The organism is Nonomuraea sp. bgisy101 (genome assembly GCF_057708945.1).
This window is the reverse complement of sequence record NZ_JBYITD010000008.1, coordinates 292,256-312,363: the sequence shown is the minus strand read 5'-3', so window position 1 is coordinate 312,363 and position 20,108 is coordinate 292,256. Positions and strand designations below refer to the sequence as shown.

At 70.0% G+C, this 20,108-nt stretch carries 21 protein-coding genes; 7 read left to right on the top strand and 14 right to left on the bottom strand.

Translation table 11 applies throughout. The annotated features are described in order from the left end of the window. Positions 1-2: 2 nt before the first annotated feature. The 5 genes from AC3EO4_RS17945 to clpS all read right to left on the bottom strand — a co-directional run bounded on the left by AC3EO4_RS17945 (position 3) and on the right by clpS (position 3,187). Positions 3-950 (bottom strand): PLP-dependent cysteine synthase family protein, encoded by a 948-nt coding sequence (locus tag AC3EO4_RS17945; RefSeq protein ID WP_379576854.1) that lies wholly within the window; start codon positions 948-950, stop codon positions 3-5. Positions 951-1,383: 433 nt separating this feature from the next. Beyond that, positions 1,384-1,662 (bottom strand): MoaD/ThiS family protein, encoded by a 279-nt coding sequence (locus tag AC3EO4_RS17940; protein WP_379576852.1) that lies wholly within the window; start codon positions 1,660-1,662, stop codon positions 1,384-1,386. A 196-nt stretch (positions 1,663-1,858) separates the two neighbouring features. Further along, the gene (locus tag AC3EO4_RS17935) at positions 1,859-2,263 is read right to left on the bottom strand and encodes a M67 family metallopeptidase (protein ID WP_379576850.1); all 405 of its coding nucleotides are present in this window, start codon (positions 2,261-2,263) and stop codon (positions 1,859-1,861) included. 95 nt (positions 2,264-2,358) lie between these two features. Then, positions 2,359-2,883, bottom strand: coding sequence for a DUF2017 domain-containing protein (locus AC3EO4_RS17930; protein ID WP_379576848.1), 525 nt, complete (start codon positions 2,881-2,883; stop codon positions 2,359-2,361). A 10-nt stretch (positions 2,884-2,893) separates the two neighbouring features. Beyond that, positions 2,894-3,187, bottom strand: coding sequence for an ATP-dependent Clp protease adapter ClpS (gene clpS / locus AC3EO4_RS17925; protein ID WP_358131639.1), 294 nt, complete (start codon positions 3,185-3,187; stop codon positions 2,894-2,896). Between the two features lie 46 nt (positions 3,188-3,233). Between clpS and AC3EO4_RS17920 the strand changes: the two genes are divergently transcribed. The 3 genes from AC3EO4_RS17920 (at position 3,234) to AC3EO4_RS17910 (ending at position 5,803) form a co-directional block, all read left to right on the top strand. After that, positions 3,234-4,517, top strand: coding sequence for a nicotinate phosphoribosyltransferase (locus AC3EO4_RS17920; protein ID WP_379576921.1), 1,284 nt, complete (start codon positions 3,234-3,236; stop codon positions 4,515-4,517). A gap of 68 nt (positions 4,518-4,585) precedes the next feature. Beyond that, complete coding sequence (locus AC3EO4_RS17915; RefSeq protein ID WP_379576845.1) at positions 4,586-5,155, top strand: nicotinamidase; 570 nt, start codon at positions 4,586-4,588, stop codon at positions 5,153-5,155. 123 nt (positions 5,156-5,278) lie between these two features. Beyond that, the gene (locus tag AC3EO4_RS17910; RefSeq protein WP_379576843.1) at positions 5,279-5,803 is read left to right on the top strand and encodes a hypothetical protein; all 525 of its coding nucleotides are present in this window, start codon (positions 5,279-5,281) and stop codon (positions 5,801-5,803) included. A gap of 140 nt (positions 5,804-5,943) precedes the next feature. On the opposite strand, the gene AC3EO4_RS17905 is transcribed toward AC3EO4_RS17910, so the two are convergent. From AC3EO4_RS17905 to AC3EO4_RS17880, 6 genes are all read right to left on the bottom strand, one after another. Beyond that, complete coding sequence (locus AC3EO4_RS17905) at positions 5,944-7,695, bottom strand: DEAD/DEAH box helicase (RefSeq protein ID WP_379576841.1); 1,752 nt, start codon at positions 7,693-7,695, stop codon at positions 5,944-5,946. A gap of 124 nt (positions 7,696-7,819) precedes the next feature. Then, positions 7,820-8,548: a hypothetical protein gene (locus AC3EO4_RS17900; RefSeq protein ID WP_431896640.1), complete on the bottom strand. Its 729-nt coding sequence runs from the start codon at positions 8,546-8,548 to the stop codon at positions 7,820-7,822. 73 nt (positions 8,549-8,621) lie between these two features. Further along, positions 8,622-9,998: an MFS transporter gene (locus AC3EO4_RS17895; protein ID WP_431896638.1), complete on the bottom strand. Its 1,377-nt coding sequence runs from the start codon at positions 9,996-9,998 to the stop codon at positions 8,622-8,624. Positions 9,999-10,024: 26 nt separating this feature from the next. Further along, entirely contained in the window at positions 10,025-10,906 is an 882-nt protein-coding gene (locus AC3EO4_RS17890; protein WP_431896636.1) for a zinc metalloprotease, read from the bottom strand. A gap of 133 nt (positions 10,907-11,039) precedes the next feature. Continuing rightward, positions 11,040-11,300 carry a DUF3039 domain-containing protein gene (locus AC3EO4_RS17885; protein ID WP_379576833.1) on the bottom strand — a complete coding sequence of 87 codons (261 nt, stop codon included), beginning with the start codon at positions 11,298-11,300 and terminating at the stop codon, positions 11,040-11,042. 89 nt (positions 11,301-11,389) lie between these two features. Then, the gene (locus tag AC3EO4_RS17880; protein ID WP_379576831.1) at positions 11,390-12,970 is read right to left on the bottom strand and encodes an MFS transporter; all 1,581 of its coding nucleotides are present in this window, start codon (positions 12,968-12,970) and stop codon (positions 11,390-11,392) included. A 122-nt stretch (positions 12,971-13,092) separates the two neighbouring features. Between AC3EO4_RS17880 and AC3EO4_RS17875 the strand changes: the two genes are divergently transcribed. Next, complete coding sequence (locus AC3EO4_RS17875) at positions 13,093-13,710, top strand: TetR family transcriptional regulator (RefSeq protein WP_379576829.1); 618 nt, start codon at positions 13,093-13,095, stop codon at positions 13,708-13,710. On the opposite strand, the gene AC3EO4_RS17870 is transcribed toward AC3EO4_RS17875, so the two are convergent. Next, positions 13,707-14,285, bottom strand: coding sequence for a YqgE/AlgH family protein (locus tag AC3EO4_RS17870; protein ID WP_379576827.1), 579 nt, complete (start codon positions 14,283-14,285; stop codon positions 13,707-13,709). The two genes, AC3EO4_RS17875 and AC3EO4_RS17870, sit on opposite strands and share 4 nt — an antisense overlap. Positions 14,286-14,406: 121 nt before the next feature. Here AC3EO4_RS17870 and AC3EO4_RS17865 point away from each other — a divergent pair, with 121 nt between their 5' ends. Both AC3EO4_RS17865 and AC3EO4_RS17860 read left to right on the top strand, forming a co-directional pair. Next, positions 14,407-15,021: a hypothetical protein gene (locus tag AC3EO4_RS17865; protein WP_379576825.1), complete on the top strand. Its 615-nt coding sequence runs from the start codon at positions 14,407-14,409 to the stop codon at positions 15,019-15,021. A gap of 190 nt (positions 15,022-15,211) precedes the next feature. After that, positions 15,212-16,615: an MFS transporter gene (locus AC3EO4_RS17860; protein WP_431896634.1), complete on the top strand. Its 1,404-nt coding sequence runs from the start codon at positions 15,212-15,214 to the stop codon at positions 16,613-16,615. Positions 16,616-16,747: 132 nt separating this feature from the next. Here AC3EO4_RS17860 and AC3EO4_RS17855 read toward each other — a convergent pair whose 3' ends face one another. After that, the gene (locus tag AC3EO4_RS17855) at positions 16,748-18,157 is read right to left on the bottom strand and encodes an NAD-dependent malic enzyme (protein WP_379576919.1); all 1,410 of its coding nucleotides are present in this window, start codon (positions 18,155-18,157) and stop codon (positions 16,748-16,750) included. Positions 18,158-18,343: 186 nt separating this feature from the next. Here AC3EO4_RS17855 and AC3EO4_RS17850 point away from each other — a divergent pair, with 186 nt between their 5' ends. Next, positions 18,344-19,501: a phosphatidylinositol-specific phospholipase C1-like protein gene (locus tag AC3EO4_RS17850; protein ID WP_431896632.1), complete on the top strand. Its 1,158-nt coding sequence runs from the start codon at positions 18,344-18,346 to the stop codon at positions 19,499-19,501. On the opposite strand, the gene AC3EO4_RS17845 is transcribed toward AC3EO4_RS17850, so the two are convergent. Then, a complete protein-coding gene (locus AC3EO4_RS17845; protein ID WP_379576819.1) occupies positions 19,476-20,105 on the bottom strand; it encodes a cytidylate kinase-like family protein in 630 nt (209 codons plus the stop codon). The genes AC3EO4_RS17850 and AC3EO4_RS17845 overlap by 26 nt on opposite strands. Positions 20,106-20,108: the final 3 nt, after the last annotated feature.

Here is a 20,108-nt window from a genome sequence, read left to right as displayed (position 1 = left end):
GCTCACGCCCAGAGCTGACCTTCGAGCCTGGTCTCCGCCTCGTCGAGCGTGCCCTCGTAGGCGCCGGTCGACAGGTACTTCCAGCCGCCGTCCGCCACCACGAACACGATGTCGGCCCGCACGCCGGCCTTCACGGCCTTGCCCGCCATCCCCAGGGCGGCGTGCAGGGCCGCCCCCGTGGAGACGCCGGCGAAGATGCCCTCGGCGGCCAGCAGTTCCCTGGTACGGCGCAGCGCGTCGCCGGAGCCGACGGAGAAGCGCGTGGTCAGCACCGACTCGTCGTACAGCTCGGGGATGAAGCCCTCGTCGACGTTGCGCAGGCCGTACACGAGCTCGCCGTAACGCGGCTCGGCGGCCACGATCTGCACGTCCTGCACGTGTTCACGCAGGTAGCGGCCCACGCCCATGAGCGTGCCCGTCGTGCCGAGCCCCGCGACGAAGTGCGTCACCGTCGGCAGGTCCTGGAGGATCTCGGGACCCGTCGACTCGTAGTGGGAGCGCCAGTTGGCCGGATTGCCGTACTGGTAGAGCATGATCCACGACGGGTTCTCGGCCGCGAGCTGCTTGGCCCGCCTGACCGCCTCGTTCGAGCCGCCCGCCGCGGGCGAGGAGATGATCTCCGCTCCCCACATCCGCAGGAGCTGGCGGCGCTCCTCCGAGGTGTTCTCCGGCATGACGCAGATCAGCCTGTAGCCCTTGAGCTTGGCCGACATGGCCAGCGAGATGCCGGTGTTGCCGCTGGTCGGCTCCAGGATCGTGCAGCCTGGCGTGAGCAGGCCGTCCTTCTCCGCCTGCTCGATCATCCACAGCGCGGGACGGTCCTTGATGGATCCCGTGGGGTTGCGGTCCTCGAGCTTGGCCCAGATCCGGACGTCGTCGGAGGGCGAGAGCCTGGGCAGGCCCACGAGCGGCGTGCGACCGACGGAGTCGATCAGGGAGTCAAAGCGCATGGTGTACGGCTTCCGCTTCGGCGTTCACAGGGATCTGGGTTGTGTCCATCAAGGGGCGCCTTCGCCCGCGCCGTGGACCGGCCGTCAGACCGGCGCCTGCGCGGGCCCCGTCGGTTCGTCACCGGCTGGGGTCGGAGGCCGACCGAAGCCGGTCACCCGGCCCGTCGTTCAGCCCCGCCATCCGGGCCCTGCCGGTCCGGCCGGATGGCGACCGACCGGCCAGGACCGCGACCGTGGCGACCGTCAGGGCCGGCTCGCGACCGACCTGGCCGGACCGAGCGTTTCGGCCCGGATCGCGACCGACCGGGCCGGACCGACCGTTTCGGCCCCGATCGACCGCCTGGTGCCGATCAGGACCGGACGAGGCGGACGGCGACCGGCCGGGCCGGACCGACTGGCGCCGGGTGCGGCCGTGGGCGTGGTGGCGCCAGGGTCAGCGGGAGCCGCCGGCGACGGCGGGCAGCACGGTCACGGTGTCGCCGTCGGCGACAGGCGTGCCGAGCCCGCCGAGGAAGCGGACGTCCTCGTCGTTGAGATACACGTTCACGAAGCGGCGCAGCGCGCCCTGGTCGACCAGCCGCTCCTTGATGCCCGGGTGCCGGGACTCCAGGTTGCTGATCAACTCGTCGAGCGTGGCGCCCTCGGCGTCGACGGCCTTGGCGCCGTCGGTGTAGTTGCGCAGGATGGTCGGAATGCGAACCTCGATGGCCATCGCGGGTCAGTCTCCTCGTTCATGTCGTCGTCCACCGGGCAAACGCCGGTGCGGGATAAGGGATTCCGTGGAACTGCCGGTCAGCGACAGTCGTAGACGACAACGGACGGAGTGTGCGCGAAGAGGAAGCTCTGCACAGGCCGGACCGTCATGGACAGCAGTGTACCCACGGCGTGAATCGCCCCGGTTCGCCGTCTCATGTGATGGTCACCTCCTCCTCGGTGATCACCCCGTCGACGATGCGGTACGAGCGCAGCTCCGCCCGCTCACCCAGCTCCTCTCTGGTGGAGACGAGCACGTAGTGGGCGTTCGGTTCCGACGCGTACGACACGTCGGTGCGTGAGGGGTAGGCCTCCGTGGCGGTGTGCGAGTGGTAGATCACGACGGGCTCCTCGTCGCGGTCGTCCATCTCGCGCCACACCTTCAGCTGCTCGATCGAGTCGAAGCGGTAGAAGGTGGGCGAGCGCTCGGCGTTCTCCATCGGGACGAACCGCTCGGGAACGCCGCCACGACCCGCGATCACCCCGCACGCCTCGTCGGGGTGATCGGCACGGGCGTGCGCAATGATCTTGTCGACAAGATCCTGCGAGATCGTCAGCATGCTGCAGAGATTACCCGGGCGGTCGCGACCGACTCGACGCCCGGGGCCTGTCGCGCGACCCTCCGAAGCAGGACCCGGGCCCGAGGCGGGCGGGTCTACCAGAGGGCGCGGACGAGGGTGTCCTGGAGGTAGGTCAGCCAGTCGTAGGTCACGAAAGCCGGATACCGGGGATCGTCCTCCGACATCGTCGCGATCTCCTCGTGCACCTCCTCCGTCACCTCCAGCCGCGTGCCCAGCGCCAGCCGTACGTCGTTGAGCGAGCGCAGCCACGCCTGTGCCTGCTCGGCCGTGAGGTCGGTGCGCCCCGGTTTGGCGGTGTCCAGCATCGTCTGCGCGTCGGCCCGCTTGCCCTCCCGCAGCGTCGCCTCGGTGTAGCGGCGGAACTCCCCCGCCGACGCGTCGTCGGAGTACGCCGAGGGGAACAGCCGGGCCAGCACCGGGTCGGTGGGCGCCTCGGCCGAGCCGATGCCCAGCGCGCGCTCCAGCGGGTCGTCGCCGGTCTCCCCCGGCGCGACGAGGCCGAGCACCTGCGTCACCAGTGACCGCAGGATCGAGACCTCGGCGGCCTCGAACTGCGCGATGACCCCGCCGCCATGGCGGGACTTGAAGCCCGAGCTCACCGGCACCACCTCACGAGAGCGAGTCCGACTGGAGTGTCGCCCACAAGCCGTAGGAGTGAAGAATCTGCACATCGCGTTCCATTTCTTCACGCGTGCCGCTCGACACGACGGCCTTACCCTTGTGGTGAACGTCCATCATGAGCTTCTCGGCCTTCTCCTTGGAGTAGCCGAACACGGTCTGGAACACATAGGTCACATACGACATCAGGTTCACCGGGTCGTTCCAGACGATCGTGACCCACGGCAGATCGGGCCGGACGTCCGTTGAAGGACGCTCGACGGCGATTGGAGCGGTGCTACCCACATCCCCGAGTCTGCCCTATCTGGGCCGTAGTCTCGAACTCGTGAGAATGACCATGAGCACTGCGTTGCTTACAGATCACTATGAGCTGACGATGTTGCAGGCGGCGCTCCGCAGCGGAGCGGCGCACCGGCGAGCGGTCTTCGAAGTGTTCGCGCGCCATTTGCCTGGAGGAAGACGGTATGGGGTGGTCGCCGGCGTCGGCAGAGTGCTGGACGAGCTGGAGCGCTTCCGCTTCGGTGACGATGAGCTCACCTTCCTGCGCGAGCACAAGGTGGTGGACGAGCCGACTCTGGCGTTTCTCGCCGATTACCGATTTTCCGGCAGTATCTACGGCTACCGCGAAGGCGACCTCTACTTCCCCGCCTCGCCCATCCTCGTCGTGGAGGGCACTTTCGCCGAGGCCGTCCTGCTGGAGACGCTGGTCCTGTCCGTCCTGAACCATGACTGCGCGATCGCCTCGGCGGCCTCCCGCATGGCGAACGCCGCCGGCACGAGGCCGCTCATCGAGATGGGCTCGCGCCGTACCCATGAGCGGGCCGCGGTGGCGGCCGCCCGCGCGGCCTACATCGCCGGGTTCGCCGCGACGTCGAACCTGATGGCCGGGTACGAGTACGGCCTTCCCACCGCCGGTACAGCCGCGCACGCCTTCACTCTGCTGCACGACACCGAGCGGGCCGCCTTCGAGGCGCAGATCGCCTCGCTCGGCGAGAGCACGACCTTGCTGGTCGACACCTACAGCGTCGCCGAGGCCGTGGCGACGGCGGTGGAGCTGGCCGGCAACGAGCTCGGCGCGGTCCGCATCGACTCCGGCGACCTGGCCGCCGCGGCGCAGGAGGTGCGCGAGCAGCTCGACGCGCTCGGCGCGTTCAAGACGCGCATTCTGGTCACCTCCGACCTCGACGAGTACGCCATCGCCGCGCTCGCCGCGGCTCCCGTCGACGCGTACGGCGTGGGCACCTCGCTGGTGACGGGGTCGGGTGTGCCGACGGCCGCGCTGGTCTACAAGATGGTGGCCAGGGAGACCGCGTCGGGCAAGCTGGAGCCGGTCGCCAAGCGCTCGGTGGGCAAGCCGTCGCGCGGCGGGCGCAAGTACGCCTACCGTCTGCTGGACGATCAGGGCCATTTCGAGACTGAGCTGGTCACCACGTCGGACGTCGCCCCGGAGGGCGGGATCGCGCTGCTGCACGAGCTGGTGCGCGACGGCGAGCTCGTCGGCAGGGAGCCGCTGGAGGCGGCGCGCGAAAGGCATCGCGCGGTCGTCGGGCGGCTGCCGCAGGAGGCCCTCCACCTCGGAAGGGGGTACGCGGCCATCTCGACCGAGTTCGCCTGAGGCGAGCGGCCTGTCAGGACCCCCACCACCCCCGGCACGACGCGCCCGGCGTGAGTAGGCTCGATGGTGTGAGCACCGCATTGATCATCGTGGACGTGCAGAACGACTTCTGCGAGGGCGGCAGCCTCCCGGTGCAGGGCGGCGCGGCGGTCGCGACGGCGATCAGCGCGCACGTCGCCGCGCATCCCTACGACCACGTGGTGGCCACGCGTGACTACCACGTGGACCCTGGCGCCCACTTCGCGGACCATCCCAACTACGCCACGACCTGGCCGGCGCACTGCGTCGCGGGCACCAGCGGCGCGGACTTCCACCCGAACTTCGACACCTCGAAGGTCGAGGAGGTCTTCAGCAAGGGCGCGGGGGCGGCCGCCTACAGCGGTTTCGAGGGCGCGTCGAGCTCGGGCGTGTCCCTGGCCGAGTGGCTGGCCGAACGGGGCGTGCACGCGGTCGACGTCGTCGGCATCGCGACCGACCACTGCGTGCGCGCCACGGCGCTCGACGCGGTGGAGCACGGGCTGGCGGTCAGGGTACTGCTCGGCCTGACGGCGGGCGTGGCGAGGAACACCACGCAGGCGGCGTTGGGCCAGCTGAAGGACGCGGGCGCGATCCTCAGCGGAGCTCCCATGGTCGCGTGAGGTCACGGCGTGTAGACAGCGCGCAACGCTCGGGATATGTGATAGTCAAGGCGATGAGAACTCTCCGCTTCTGAACTACTACGGAGAGCTAGCAAGCTCACCCGACGCGTAGAGGAACGCCTCATGCTCGCCATCGCTCTTGGCATCGCCTGGCTGGTGCTGTCGCCGCTGTGCCTCTGGATCATCGTCCGCGGCCGCATGGGAGCCAAGGTCGGCGCCGTGCTCACGCTGGCCGCGATGGAGGTGGCGACGGTGGCGGTACGCCCCGCCCATGAGGCCCCGCAGGTCGTGGCGCACGACGTCCCCGCTCCCCCGCGTCCCTCGGCCGCCGACTGCGCGGAGCGGACGCCCGTCCCGCAGACGGCCCGGCTGGAGAAGGGCCACGAAAGCCTGGAGCTGTTCTGGTCGGCCGAGCCCGACGAGTGCAGGACCGCCAAGGTCGTCCTGCGCCACAGGGGACGCGAGCTGCGGGTCTGGGTGCACGAGGGCCCGCTGCGCGGTCACCACGTTGGCGTGCGGACGGTTCCGGTGCGTGTCGAGGGCGGCACGGCCTCGCTCCGGCTCGCCCTCGACCTGCCGGAGCGAGCCCACTACCGGACGGTCGACGGGCGCAGCGGCAGGGACATCGCCCCCAGACACGAGCAATGACCTCTTCGAGGCGCCGGTGACGTCCCTTCGATCGGGGCGCTGAATCGCCCCACCGCTCCGGGACGACCGGTGTGCTCTGACCAGGCCACGAAGAAGGGCGGCCACCAGGTGATCCTCGGTGGCCGCCCTTCAGCGCGCGTTCATCGGGAGCGTTGCGTCGCCCAGTGACGGATCTTGTCGATGCGCTCCTTGACCTGCTCGCCCGTCGCCTGGGCGATCGGCGGCCCCCCGCAGGCGCGGCGCAGCTCGGAGTGGATCACTCCGTGCGGCTGCCCCGTGCGATGGTTCCACGCGCCCACCAGGCCGTTGAGCTCCTTGCGCAGCTCGGCCAGCTGCTCGTGCGGCGACAGCACGGGCTCGGCCGGCTTGGGCGCGCGCCGCTTGGCGGCCTGCTGGTCCGCCTGCCGCTTGCGCAGCAGCGAGGCCACCTGGTCGGGCTCCAGCAGTCCTGGCAGCCCGAGGAAGTCCTCCTCCTCGGCCGATCCGACCTCCGCGCCGGTGCCGAACTCACCGCCGTCGAACAGCACCCTGTCGAAGGTCGCCGTGGCCTCCATCGTCTCGAACGGCAACTCGTCGCCGAGGACGTCAGGATTGTCCTTCTTGCGGTTGGCGTCGTCCAGCAGGCTGTCGTCGAGGCCGTCCTCCGGCGGGCGCTTGTTGAGGACGTGGTCGCGCTCGACCTCCATCTCGTTGGCCAGCCCCATGAGGGTCGGCACGGACGGCAGGAAGACCGAGGCGGTCTCGCCGCGCTTGCGGGCGCGCACGAAACGCCCGACGGCCTGGGCGAAGAACAGCGGGGTGGAGGTCGAGGTGGCGTAGACGCCGACGCACAGGCGCGGGATGTCGACGCCCTCGGAGACCATGCGGACGGCCACCAGCCACCGGTCCTGCGAGGCGGCGAACTGCTTGATCTTCTTGGACGCGCCCGGGTCGTCGGAGAGCACGACCGTGGCGCCCTCGCCGGTGATGTTGCGCAGGTGACGGGCGTAGGCGCGGGCCGCCTCGTGGTCGGTGGCGATGACCAGGCCGCCCGCGTCGGGGACGCCGCGCCGTACCTCGGTGAGGCGGCGGTCGGCGGCCTGCATGACCTGGCGGATCCAGTCGCCCTTGGGGTCGAGCGCGGCCCGCCACGCCTGGGAGAGCTGGTCCTTGGTCAGCGGTGTGCCGAGCGTGGCGGCGATCTCGTCGCCGGCGCGGGTGCGCCACTTCATCTCGCCGGAGTAGGCCAGGAAGATGACGGGCCGGACGACGCCGTCGGCCAGCGCGGGACCGTAGCCGTAGGAGTAGTCGGAGACGCTGCGCTTGAAGCCCTCGGCGTCGTCGGCGTACTCGACGAAGGGGATCGGGCTGTCGTCGGAGCGGAACGGCGTGCCCGTCAGGTGGAGGCGGCGGGTGGCGGGCTCGAAGGCCTCCCTGATGCCGTCGCCCCAGGACTTGGCGTCACCCGCGTGGTGGACCTCGTCGAAGATGACGAGCGTCTTGCGGGCCTCCGTGCGGGCCCTGTGGAGCGCGGGGTGCATGGCGACCTGGGCGTAGGTGACCGCGACCCCGATGTAGTCACGCGAGGTGGTGCCCTGGCTGTTCTTGAACTCGGGGTCGATCGCGATGCCGACCTTGCCCGCCGCGTCGGCCCACTGCCGCTTGAGGTGCTCGGTCGGCGTGACGATGGTGATCGCCCTGATCACGCCCTGGGCGATCAGCTCGCTGGCGATGCGCAGCGCGTAGGTGGTCTTGCCGGCTCCGGGGGTCGCCACGGTCATGAAATCCCGTGGCTCGCGCCGGAAATAGAGGTCGAACGCCTCCTGCTGCCAGGCACGCAGCTTGGTCGCCGTGCCCCATGCGGCGCGGTCGGGATAGGAGGGCGACAGGTGGGATGCCGCGAACGTACTCACGCCATCACCTCTGGGACTCGTGTGCTTCGCTCTCTCACAGTGACCCAAGGGTAATCGGGGGCACCGACAAGACGTGCCGTGCTATGGGGATCCTGGCCAAGCTCACCTCTGCGTGCTATTGGGCTTATCGCACGCTCGTCATGACCGCCTCGAGCGCCTGCCTGCTGGGGGTTTGGTCGGGTTGGAGCAGGCCGACGACGACCACACTCCTCCCCGGCTTCGTGAGAAGCATCACTCGAAGATACGCGGGCTGGTTCACCACGTCCTTGTACTCCGCGCGCAGCGAACGCGTGTGCCCACTGTATGGGCCGATCGCGATGGATCTGTCCTCGACGACGGTCACCTCGTCGCCGTGCAGCAGCAGGCGCGAGTAGAGCTCGGCCGCCTCCGCGGTGGCCCTGGCGGCGGCGCCAGGGGCGCTCCCGGCGGGCTCGCTCGGCCTGGCCATCACCAGAGCCCCGCCCGCCGAACGCGCGGCCGAGGTGAAGCCGGTGACCGGCGGCACGGGATCCTCCCGCCACCCTTCGGGCAGCGGGATCGTGACGCCCGCCGCCGCGTCGCTCAGCCGCGCCGCCTGGGCCCGTTCCGGTACGGCCAGCCGCAGCACGACCACGACCAGCCCCGCCACCATCCCGCCCGCCACGACCAGCGCGAGGACGGCCCCCGCCCTGGCACGCCACCCGCCACCCGCCCTCCTGGGCGCGGTGGGGGCGCCGTACAACCGGGCGGACGGCGGCAGCGGCTCGGTGAACGGCTCCGGCGCCGACCGCTCCACCGTGCGCCTGAGCCGGGGGTTCCAGGGCGCCTCCGGATCCTGCGAACCCGGCGGCCACACCCGGCGATCGTCCTCCATGCCGCCGTCTTATCACTCCTTCACGCCGCCATCAGGGGATTCGTGATCGCTGGGACGCGAGGGGGAAATGAGTTCAGGACCTGATCCTGGAGGCGACGACCACGGCCGTCAGCGCGACGGCGCCCATGAGAAGCGCGATCACGACGAACCCGACGGAGATCCGGTCGGGCGCGTGGCCGATCAGGTTGATGAGGGCGCCGCCGACGCCGATGGCCAGAGCGGACCCGAGGGTGTCCATGACCTGCAGCGCCGCGGAGTTCTTGCCCTGCTCCGCCTCGGGCGACTGCTTCATCATGGTCACGCTGACCGTGGTGACGGCGATGCCCATCCCCAGGCCCGCGACGATCCAGGCGGGCACGGCGATCCAGCCGCTGAAGGAGGGCAGCGCGGTGAGCATCGTGAGCAGGACGCCGAACAGGACGGCGGTGGCGCCGAGGCGCAGGAGCTTCTCGGGCGCGTGGGCCCGCCTGCTCTGCAGGTAGGAGCCGGTGGACCAGCCGAGCGCGCCGGTGGTGAGCGCGATGCCCGCCTGCGTGGTGCCGAAGTGCTGGACCTGGATGAGGACGAGCGGGATGAAGGAGTTCACGCCGAAGAAGGCGGCGGAGTACATGCCGCGCATCATGATCGTGGTGGGCAGGCCTCGGGCCAGCCTGAGCGCTCCTCTGGGCAGCAGCCTGGGCAGTCCGATGACCAGCAGGACCAGGCCCCCGACGGTCTCCAGCGCGCCGGCGAGGGGCGCCGCGTGCAGCTTGTCGATGCCGAACAGCAGCAGGCCCGCGCCCGCCGCCGTGGCGGCTGCCGACAGGATCCGCAGCGCCGCCCCCGGCTCCGGCTCGGCCGCCTCGTGGGAGCTCTGCCTGAGCGCGGGCAGCAGCATGACCAGGGCCGGCACGACGAGCGGGCAGATGCCGTAGAACACCCAGCGCCAGCCGACGGAGTCGGCCACGAGCCCCGCCACGGCCGGGCCGACCATGGCGGGCACCACCCACGCGGCCGAGAGCCCGGCGAAGACCTTGCCCCTGGCCTCGGGCGGGTAGACGCGGGCGATCATGACGTAGATGGCGACGATGGTCGAGCCACCACCGAGCCCCTGCACGACCCTGGCCAGGACGAACAGCTCCTTGTTGCCCGCCGCGCCGGCCAGCGCCATGCCGACGACGAACAGCCCGACGCCCGCCACGAACGGCAGCGCGTGACCCTTCCTGTCCGACCACAGGCCTGCCACGACGTTGGCGAACAGGCCGGCGATGAGGAAGGCGGAGAAGCTCATGCCGTACAGGTCGAGGGCGTCGAGCTCGCGCGAGATCGCGGGCATCACGACGCCGACGGACATCCCCTCGAAGGCCACGAGAGTGACACAGAGCAGGATGCCGACGGTCGCCGTGCGGTACTCAGGACCGAAGATGCGAGGGGGTGCGTATGGAGTGTCGGGAGTCTTCGGTGCTGTCACCCCAACATCCTAGTTGCACCGAAATCTCACCTGGCCGGCTCGGTACCCTCCGCAGCGGCGGCCTCCCTGTTCTCCACCGCCCTGTAGGCCGTCCACATCTCGTGCATGCGGACCGCCTGCCCCTGGGTGAACTCCGTCATGCACGCGTCGAAGCTGTAGTCCATGTAGTTGTGGATCGCGTCGAGACCGGGCTGGGCGCAGGTGTCCTTGCCCTCCGGGCAGCCCGCCGTCGGCTGGTCCTGGAACGGGGTGTCGTCGACGCCGTCGCCCGTGCCCGTGCAGCCGTTCTCGAAGGTGTGGAACAGCCCGAGCCAGTGCCCGATCTCGTGGACGGCGGTCGCGCCCCTGTTGAAGTTGGCGAGCGTGCCGCCCGGCAGGCTGCGCCAGTCGATGACGACGCCGTCGCTGACGGGCATGGCCTGGTACCAGAAGGCGTAGGTCGAGTAGCCGAGCATGAGCGGTGTCAGCTGGCCGATGTACAGGTTGAGCGTGTCGGACCCGCCCTGGCGCAGCCGCGTCTTCATCGCGGTGTCGTTGGCCAGCGGGTTGGCGAACCACTGCGGCCTGTTGGTCACCGTCACGCCGTCGAGGCGGAAGCGCATGCCGGTGTCGACGCCGCCGTACTGGCCTGCGTAGGCCGCGTTGATGACGGCCACCTGGGCACGGACCGCCTCGTCGGTCGGCCGCAACTGGCCGTCGGTCAGCACGTGGACCCACGTCGGCACGGTGACGACGGCGGGAGGGGCGGCCTGCAGCCTGTGCAGCCGCTGGCCGAGGTCGCCGAGCACACCGGCGACGGACGCATGGCCAGGCTCGGCCCGGCCGTGCCCGTCCGGCACGGCGGGCCAGCAGCCCTCAGATGTGGCCGCGGACGCGTCCGCGGGTGGTACGACAATGTGCCCGATCATTGCGAGCAGGCACATCAGAGCAGCGGCAGACGCGCGCCGAGCCATGCGATCCCCCGATACGGCATGAGCTGGTCAATATCGCGACCTTAGCTCCACCGTGGGGCGATCACCCGTGATCGACACTCACTGAGTGTTACTGCTTGTTGTCGTCTCCGTCGCCGCCACCCTTGGGCAGGCCCTCATAGATTTCCTTGCATTCGGGGCATACCGGGTACTTCTTGGGGTCGCGACTGGGTACCCAGACCTTGCCGCACAGAGCGCGGATCGGCGTGCCGGTCACCATACTCTCGGTGATCTTGTGCTTGTCGGCATAGTGGGCGAACCGCTCGTGGTCGCCGTCGCCGTGCGACAGCCGCGGCGTCGTTTCCTGCTCGGGAAGGATCTTCGTGCTCACGCCATCGAGTCTATGCCGATCCGGAGCCCGTCCATGAAAAGGAGACGGCTCCCGCCGAGGGTGGCGGGAGCCGTACGGGAGGCGCGATCTCAGCCGACGTGGACGGGAGCGCCCTCGGTCGGCGCGCTGCCGCGCTTGACGAACAGCGCCAGGACCGCGGTGAGGATCGCGACGCCGGTGCTCACCAGGAACGCCAGGTGCATGCCGTCCATGAACGAGTTGTGCACCGCCGTCGTGACCAGTTGGGCGACCTCGGCGGGCAGGCCCTGGGTGGGGGCCGTGCCGAAGGCCGCCGCCTTCTCCAGCAGGTGCATCTGCTCCGGCTTGATCGCCTGCGCGGCGGGGCCGAGGTGGCCGGGCAGCTTGTCGGCGATCTCGCCGGCCATGACCGCGCCGAGGATGGCGGTGCCGAGCGCGCCGCCGACCTGCATGGCCGACTGCTGCACGCCGCCCGCCACACCCGCGTACTGCGGGTCGACGTTGCCCACGATGATCTCGGTGGCGCCGACGAAGACCGGCGAGAGGCCGAAGGCCAGCACCAGGAACGGGATGCCGCTCTCGACGAAGGTGGCCTCGACGCCCAGGCGGGACATGAGGAACATCGCCAGGGCGGTGATCAGCAGACCGGACGCCATCGTGATCTTCGGGCCGAGCTTGCCGATCGCCATGCCCGCCAGCGGCGAGGCGATGATCATCCCGGCGCTCATCGGCAGCATGCGCAGGCCCGCCTCCAGCGGGGTCAGGCCGTGCACGCCCTGGAAGAAGAAGCCCAGGAAGAACATCGCGCCGAACATCGCGAAGGCCACCATCATCATCAGGCCCGTGCCGATGGAGACCGAGGGGTTCTTGAAGATCGACAGCGGCACCAGCGGGGTGCGCGCCGCGGTCTGCCAGAAGATGAACACCGCCGTCAGCACCGCGAAACCGATCAGGAAGCCGATGGTCTTGGCGTCGCCCCATCCCCACTCGGGGGCCTTGATGATCGACCAGATCAGCGAGAACATCGCGCCGGACAGCAGCACCACGCCCAGCCAGTCGACCCTCGACAGCAGCCGGGACTTGCTCTCCTTGATGATCACGACACCCATGATCAGGGCGGCGACGCCGACAGGGCCGTTGATGAAGAAGACCGACTGCCAGCTCACGTTCTCCACCAGCAGGCCGCCCACGATCGGCCCAGCGGCGCTGGACAGGCCGATGATGGCACCCCACGCCCCCATCGCCTGGTTGAGCTTGGGGCCGGGGAAGGCGTTGCGGAGCAGGGCGAGGGCGGCGGGCTGCAGCAGCGCGCCGAAGAGGCCCTGGAGCACACGGAAGAAGATCAGCGCGGTGATGGAACCGGTGAAGCCGATCGCCAGCGACGTCACGGTGAAGCCCGCGACACCGATCAGGAAGATCCGCTTGTGGCCGAACAGGTCACCCAGCTTGCCCGCGGTGATCAGGAAGACCGCCAGGGCCAGAAGGTAACCGCTCGTCACCCACTGGAGGTCGGATAGAGATGCCTGCAGCTCCCTGCCGATGACCGGGTTGGCGATGCCCACCACGGTGCCGTCGAGCATGACCATGATCACACCAAGCGAGACCGCCAGGAGCGTCAACCATGGACTGCCCTTCGCATCCCCTTCATCGGCAGACGGCGATGGCGCCGCCACGGTCTTGGCTTGAGCCATGGGAGTCCCCCTAAGTACTGACGATTCGGTAGCCTGAGTAATTTATGGCACAGACTGACAGATGACAAATGGGTTTGTTTGCCATCTTCCGACATATGGCACACTGTGACAGGGAGGTGGCCATGGGGCTACGGGAGCGTAAAAAAGAGAAGACGCGTCTGGCGATTCTCGACGCGGCGCTCGACCTGTTCCTCGAACAAGGATACGAGACGACCACGGTCGAGCAGATCGCGGGGTCGGTAGAAGTCTCCGCCCGGACGTTCTTCCGCTACTTCACCAGCAAGGAACACGTCGTGCTGTGGTTCCACGACAACAGTGAGGAGCTTCTCACCGAGGCCCTCGAGGAGTGCCCTGACGACGAGCCGCCCTACACCGCACTCCTGCGTGCCCTGCGAACCATGATGCAAGTGTTCAGGGAGGCAACGCCCGAGGAGAACGAGAGATTCCTCAAGATGCAGCAGCTTCTCGAGAGCAATCCCGCCTTGGCGGGCAGGAGCGTGGCGCGCGGGGTCGAGACCGAGCGGCGCCTGGCCGTCGAGATCGCCCGGCGCCAGGGCCTCGACGCCGAGACCGACCAGCTCCCCCACCTCGTCGTCGCCTACGCGATGGCGACGATCCGCGTCGGCTTCGAGTGCCCGCGGCCGAAGGTGACCAACACGCAGGAGATGCTGGGGCGCGTGGAGGCCTGCCTCGCCCTCTCCGAGCGCAGCTTCCTGCCCGGGTGGGATCTGGCCGGCTAGTTCATCGTCGGATCGTCGGGGTGGGTGGCGACGAAGGCCAGCTCACCCCGCTGCCTGCGCAACACCGCACGCCACAGGCGACCGGGATCGGCGTCGAAGGTGTCGCCCACCTCCGAGTCGACGACGTACCACGCCCCTTCGGCGATCTCGCTCTCCAGCTGGCCCGACGTCCACCCCGCGTAACCGGCGAAGATCCGCATCTGGGCGATCTCCCCCGCCAGGATCTCCGGCGGCGCGTCCAGGTCGACGGTGCCGAGCCTGGCCACCGACGGCGTGCCCGCGTGCAGCCGCCGCCAGCCCAGCGGCTCCTCCCCGCTGGGCACCGCGGCCAGCGCCAGCGCGCTGTCGGTCTGCACGGGACCGCCCTCGAACAGGACGGCGGGCCCGCTCACGAGTGTGTCCCACACCGGAAGCACCTGGGTGACGGCGATCTCGCTCGGCCGGTTCAGCACGACGCCGAGGGTGCCACCGTCGACGTCGTGTTCGAGGATCAGCACCACGCTCCGCCGGAAGTTGGGATCGTCGAGCAGTGGCGTCGCCACCAACAACCCGCCGACGTAGATCGCCTCCGCCATGCATCCATCATGACCGGTGCACGGGCCATCCCGCGCCCCCGGGTTCGCGATGTTACAGAGCGAACACAAATGGGCACCGTAGGTAGCAAAGATCGTAATCTTTGCGCGCTCGGGAGGAGCCATGATCACCGGAAGCCGACTGGCCCTCCTCGCGCTGTCCGTTCCGATCGGGGCGAAACTCTTCTCACCGGGGACCGCCGTCTCCGCGCACGACAACGACCCTTTCACGATGTCGCTCAGCGACGCCAAGTGCGACACGAACATGGTCGCCGTGGTCCTGAGGAGCAACAGCGACTACGCGGCGGGGTTCACCGTACAGAAGGACGACCACCTGGTGGAGCGCGGCACGGTGCGGGCGCGCAGGAGCACGACGGTGTACGTGCCGCTCGCCCGCGGCAGGTCGGCCAACATCGAGGCCAACTACGTGGGCGGCGACTCCGACGACAAGCTGGTCGACTCCCAGCGGGTGTACAACAGCTGCCGTCGGTCCGGAGGCGGATGGGGTGACGACGACTGGGGGCACGGCCGCTGGGAGAACTGGCGGGACGGAGACGGGCGCCTGCCGTACACGGGGCCGCCCGCGGACCTGATGGGCAAGCTGGCGACCGGGGCCGGGCTGGTGCTCATGGGCGGGATCGTGTGGTGGTACGGGTCGATCTGGCCGCGCCAGACGCCCGACGGACCGCTCACCGGCACCCGCACACCGCGCCGCCGCTACCCGAAGCTCAAGCCGTAGCCCGCCCTGGTCCCGGCCGCACGGCTGGTCACACGGCGAGCCGCGGCGCGCCTGTCCGGCCGCGCGCACTCGCCGTACTACCCCCAGGCCCCCGTTGCAGCCAAATGGGTCTACAGTTCCCTTAACAACCGCGAGCGTGCTACCGTCTGCTCCATCTTAAAGGAACTTGCGACCCATTAAGGGGATGCTGATGACCACGTTGGCCGTGCGCGCTCCCGCCACCACGATGGCGGGTCGGCAGAAACTGACCCTCGTCCTGCTGCTCGGCGCCCAGTTCATGCTCGCCGTCGACTTCTCGATCCTGAACGTCGCCCTGCCCGTCATCGGACAGGGCCTCGGCTTCCAGTTGTCGAACCTCCAGTGGATCGCCACCGCCTTCGCGTTGGCGGCCGCCGGGTTCACGCTGCTGTTCGGCCGCATCGCCGACCTGTTCGGCAGGCGGCGGCTCTTCCTCGGCGGCATGGCGCTGCTCGGCCTGTCGTCCCTGGTGGGCGGGCTGGCCACCTCGCCGAGCATGCTGCTGGTCGCCAGGGTCGCCCAGGGCCTGGCCACCGCGATCGTCACACCCGCGGGCCTGTCGTTGCTGACGACGTCCTTCCCCGAGGGTCCCCTGCGCGACAAGGCGCTCGGCCTGAACGGCGCGCTGATGTCGGCGGGCTTCACCTCGGGCGCGGTGCTCGGCGGCGTGCTGACCGAGTTGCTGAGCTGGCGCTGGGCGTTCTTCATCAACGTGCCGGTGGCGCTCGCCGTCCTGGTCGCGGCGCCTGCCGTACTGGCCGAGAGCAGGCACGAGCGGCGGCCCACGATGGACGTCCCCGGCGCGGTGACCGTGACCGCAGGGCTGCTCGCGCTCGTCTTCGGCCTCACCCAGGCCGGCGAGTACGGCTTCGCCTCGCCCGTCGCGCTCGGCGGGCTCGCCGCCGGCGCGGTTCTGCTGGTGGCGTTCTGGTTCGCCGAGCGCAGGGCCGCCTCGCCGCTGGTGCCCGTCACGGTCCTCAGGCGGCCGAGCGTCAAGTGGGGCAACCTGGCCGGGCTCCTGGCCTTCGCCACCGAGACGTCGCTGGTCTTCCTCATGACGCTCTACCTACAGAAGGTGCTCGGCTACTCCGCGCTGGCCACCGGGCTCGCGTTCGGGGTGCTCGGTCTCGGCACGGTGGTGGGCGGCGTCGGCGCTCCCCGCGTCATCGCCCGTCTCGGCAGCCGCGCCACGCTGATCACCGGTTTCGCCGTCCAGGCCGCGGCGACCGCCTCGCTGGCGCTGCTCGGGACCTCGCAGGAGTGGATCTGGCTGCTGCTGGTGTCCACCTTCGTCGGCGGCGTCGGGAACATGCTCGCGATCGTCGGCTTCATGGTGACCGCCACCTCGGGCCTGCCCGACTCCGAGCAGGGCCTGGCCACCGGCCTGGCCACGATGACGCAGCAGGTGGGGATCACGATGGGGATCCCGGTCATGAGCGCCGTCGTCACGGCGGCGATGTCGGTGGACGCGGACGTCCTCGGCGGCGTCCGGGTCGCCGTCCTCGTCAACGCGGCCCTCGTCCTGCTGGGCATCGCGGTGAGCGCCACCCTGCGGAAGCCGGCCGCCTCGGAATGACCCGCGCTCCGGCCGCACGACCGTCGCCGCTCCCCCGGGCACGAAGACCCGGGGAGAGCGGCTTCTCGGCTGCTGCCCTGGACACGGCGGGGCAGCGGTGACGAGCCAGGAGGCTCCGGCCTCCGGGTCGGATCAGGCCTCGGTGAAGCCGCGGGCCCGGCCGCCGGCCGAGTCGCGGACGGCGGCGGCCACGGCGGTGGCCACGTCCGGGTGGAAGACGCTGGGGATGATGTAGTTGGGCCCGAGCTCCTCGGGCGTCACCACCGCGGCGAGCGCCCCCGCCGCCGCCAGCAGCATCTGCTGGGTGACCTCCGTGGCCTGGGCGTCGAGCAGGCCGCGGAAGACGCCGGGGAAGGCCAGCACGTTGTTGATCTGGTTGGGGTAGTCGGAGCGGCCCGTGGCCACGACGGCCGCGTGCTCGCGGGCGTCGTCGGGCGAGACCTCGGGCTCGGGATTGGCCAGGGCGAACACGACCGCGTCCGAGGCCATGGTGGCGATGTCGTCGCCGTTCAGGATGCCGGGGGCCGACACGCCGACGAAGACGTCCGCGCCCTTGACCGCGCCGCGCAGGTCGCCTGAGTAGCCCTCGGCGTTGGTGTGCTCGGCGATCCAGCGCAGGGAGTCGTCGAGGTCCTCGCGGTTGCGGTGGACGGCGCCCAGGTAGTCGCAGACGATCACGTTGCGCGCGCCCGCGGCCAGCAGCAGCCTCAGGACCGCGGTGCCGGCCGCGCCCGCGCCCGCCATCGTGATGCGGACGTCCTCGAGCGGCTTGTCGACGACACGCAGGGCGTTGGTCAGCGCGGCGAGCACGCAGATGGCGGTGCCGTGCTGGTCGTCGTGGAAGACCGGGATGTCGAGCAGGTCGCGCAGGCGGGCCTCGACCTCGAAGCAGCGCGGCGCGGAGATGTCCTCCAGGTTGATGCCGCCGAAGCCGGGCGCGATGGCGCGGACGATGGAGACGATCTCGTCGACGTCCTGCGTGTCGAGGCAGATCGGCCACGCGTCGATGCCCGCGAACCGTTTGAACAGCGCCGCCTTGCCCTCCATGACGGGCAGCGCGGCGGCGGGGCCGATGTTGCCGAGGCCGAGCACGGCCGAGCCGTCGGTGACGACCGCGACGCTGTTGCGCTTGATGGTGAGCCGGCGCGCGTCCTCGGGATTGCGGGCGATGGCCATGGAGACGCGGGCGACGCCCGGCGTGTACGCCATGGACAGCTCGTCACGGTTGCGCAGCGGCACCTTCGACTTCATCTCGATCTTGCCGCCGAGGTGCATGAGGAAGGTGCGGTCGGAGACCTTGTGGATGACGACACCCTCGACCGCCTCGAGCTGGTCGACGATCTGCTGGGCGTGGTCGGTGTCCCTGGCCGCGCAGGTGACGTCGATGCGGAGCTTCTCGTGACCCGCGTTGGTGACGTCGAGCGCGGTGACGACGCCACCGGCCGACTCTACGGCGTGGGTCAGCTGGCTGACCGCCTTGCCTCCCGCCGGCACCTCGAGCCGCACGGTGATGGAGTAGGACACGCTCGGGACGGTGGCCACGTCTATCGCTCCTTTGCGCCTGACCAAGGATGCATCCATGGTGCCACCTCCGACGAGTCCTCTCGACAGCAGCCTTTACGAGCTTGTTTACGGACATTTCCGGAAAGGGAGAACTCTTTCTTGATCGGGTGTTCACCGTCCCAGGCAACCGTCTGAGGCGCCCCCACGAACCCCTCAAGGAGCACCATGTCCCGCGTGACCGCCCTGCTCGCCGCGACGGCACTGGCCGTACTGACGTCGGCGGCCCCCGCCGTCGGCACCACCGGCAGGTCCGACGTCAGGATCAACCAGATCCAGACCATGGCCACCCACAACAGCTACCACCGCGAACTGACCGACGCCGAGAAGGACGTTCAGCGCAAGACGGACGCCAACTGGTGGAACCTGCAGTACTCCCATCCCGCCATCCCGCACCAGTTCGGCACGCAGCGGGTGCGCGGGATCGAGCTCGACGTCTTCCCCGACCCGCAGGGCGGCCTGTACACCAAGCCGCTGGTGCGCAGGGACGCGGGGCTGCCGCCGCTGCAGGACCCGAGCCTGGCCGCGCCCGGCTTCAAGGTCCTGCACTGGGCCGACCACGACTACGGCACCAACTGCTCGACACTGGTCGCCTGCCTGCGCCAGGTGCGCGACTGGTCGGACGCCAACCCCGGGCACGTCCCGCTGACCATCCTCACCGAGCTCAAGAGCACCGACCCCGCCAAGGAGGCCATGGGCGGCGCCAAGAGCCCCGCCTGGGACGCGGCCCTGCTCGGCGCGCTCGACGCGGAGATCCGCACCGTGTTCTCCGAGGAGAGGCTGATCACCGCCGACGACCTGCGCAAGCCGGGCCTGTCACTGGAGGAGAGCGTGCTGAAGCACGGCTGGCCGCGCCTCGAGTCCTCGCGCGGCAAGGTGATGTTCTTCATGGACAACTCGGCGCCCGCCGTCCAGACGCCCTACCTCACGGGCCACCCGAACCTGGAGGGCAGGGTCCTGTTCACCAACTCCAGGCCTGGCCGCCCCGACGCCGCCTTCATCGGCTGGAACGACCCGCTCGGCGCCAACACCGCCCAGATCCAGGACTTCGTACGGCGTGGCTACTACGTCCGCACCCGCTCGGACGTCCCGTTCACCGAGGCCAGGTCGGGCGACACCACGCGGCTGAAGGCGGCGCTCGACAGCGGCGCCCAGATGATCAGCACGGACTTCCCCGTGGTCGGCCTGTCGGCGCGCAACGGCACCGACTACGTGGCCGAGCTGCCGGGCGGCGCGACCGCGCGCTGCAACCCGGTCATCGCGCAGCGCGGCTGCCGCGACCACACGCTGGAGCCTCGCGTCAGGCAAGCGCCTCAGCAGCCGTGACGATGATCTCGACGCAGGCCCCCACGGGGATCATGGTGCTGTCGAGGACGAGCTGGTAGTGCTGCGGATCGGCCGGGTCGGCCCGGTAGAAATGCCGGACATATGCCGACCTGGCCCGATCGTTGTCCTCCACCAGCTTGCGCGCCGCCCGTTCGGACACGTCGGCGAGCGAGGCGGTCTGGAGCACCCGCCTGCGCAACGGCGCGTCGAGACGAACGTGCAGGGCGCCGGGATGCTCGGCCAGGACCAGCGCGCCGGCGCGACCGAGGAACACCCCGCCCGTGGACCGGGCGGATTCCTTGATCATGCGTTCGATGCGATTGACGAACTCCTCCGGCGCCAGCGGCATCGCCCCCGGCAGGTACATGTCGACTCCCCCGAAGGTGACCGTCGGCAGCCGCATCGCCCCTGAGAGCAGCCGTCCGAGGCCGTGTTCCGCCCTGTCGTCGTGGACCAGCACCTCCTCCAGCGAGCAGCCGAGCTCCTGGGCCACCGCGCTGGGAATCGCTCTGTCGACGAAGGGCACGCCAAGGCGTTCGGCGACGGCCGGGCCGATGATGCTCCCAGCCGTGCCGTACGTCGCCGAGATGGTGACGACCCGCATGCC